Source organism: Shewanella sp. MM_2022_3 (assembly GCF_022557375.1).
Classification (GTDB): Bacteria; Pseudomonadota; Gammaproteobacteria; order Enterobacterales; family Shewanellaceae; genus Shewanella; species Shewanella xiamenensis.
Genome location: NZ_JAKZGV010000114.1, coordinates 1 through 1,123, shown reverse-complemented (window position 1 = coordinate 1,123; position 1,123 = coordinate 1). Strand labels below are relative to the sequence as shown.

Here is a 1,123-nt window from a genome sequence, read left to right as displayed (position 1 = left end):
ATTCAATGCTGTCTTTTAATATGAAGTCAAGCTTATATTTTTTTACGGACTTATTAATTTCTGGATATGTATTGTTTACTTCGTTTATGAATGAGTTGATATCTTTTAAGTACACGTCAAGCGTGTTCAAGTTACTATAAATAAATCCTAGTGGGTTATTTAATTCGTGGGCAACACCGGCTGCAAGTTGACCAATTGCCGCCAATTTTCCTTCTTTCGCTAAACTGTTTTCAATTCTTTTTTGTTGTGCAAATAAACTGTCGCGTTCAGCTGCAATATGGCGATAGTCTCTCAATGTGAGTGTGTTTGCGATAAAACTACAGTAGTTTGATATGATAGATTGCGCTCCAGAGTTAAAGCTATAGTGCTCTTTTTTTAGTAAGATGATTGCATAATCACTGTTGTTAAATTTTACAGGCTGAATTAATGCTGATGTCGCTTGGGGCAATAGGCGTTTTAGTGTGCTTGACCAATTAGAGGTAGAGTCTAAATTGATCACTGTTGTTTCTCTAAATTCAAATTTTACAGTTTTAGTATTTTCGAATGTAATGTGTTTTCCAATTAGTTCCTCATGTGTGCATGCTAAAATACTCAGCTCAGTACTTTCTGGGTTGCAAGTTACGATTAATTGAAGATCAGGTTTTAGCTCCTGTTTGACTAGTGAAAATAAGACGCTAAAGGGCATAGCTTGGTCTATGTTTTCCGTCAAAGCTTGCATCGATTTTGAAATTAAATTATTGAGTATTTTAAACTCTAATAATTCCTGATTTTCTGCTCTTAATTGTATCAGCAATTGCTGTTGGTCATTTTTATTCATTCAATAGTCCAAATTGCACAGCTAACTTTATAAGAGTATTAGTCGTTTTGACACAGTTGAAAGAGAGCACGTATGTCAACGTTACAAATGCTAATCGAAGGGATGAAAGTTAGCTTTGTATCAACACTGAGTATAGCTTCGTTTAGCTTGCCAATAATCACCGCAATGGTCATAGGGATGATAACTGTTGAATATTTTCGCTCCTGTCGGACTTTTAACATCACAGCGTGGGCATTTTACATGTATTCAGGGAGTCATATATTTAATTCATCCCATTGATCTATAATGTTTATAAGCTTTAGTTTG

General features: G+C 34.7%; 1 pseudogene. It reads right to left on the bottom strand.

The features are described 5' to 3' along the window. Window positions 1-817: pseudogene (locus MMG82_RS21350) on the bottom strand (histidine kinase dimerization/phospho-acceptor domain-containing protein); the annotation flags it as partial. Window positions 818-1,123 lie beyond the last annotated feature (306 nt).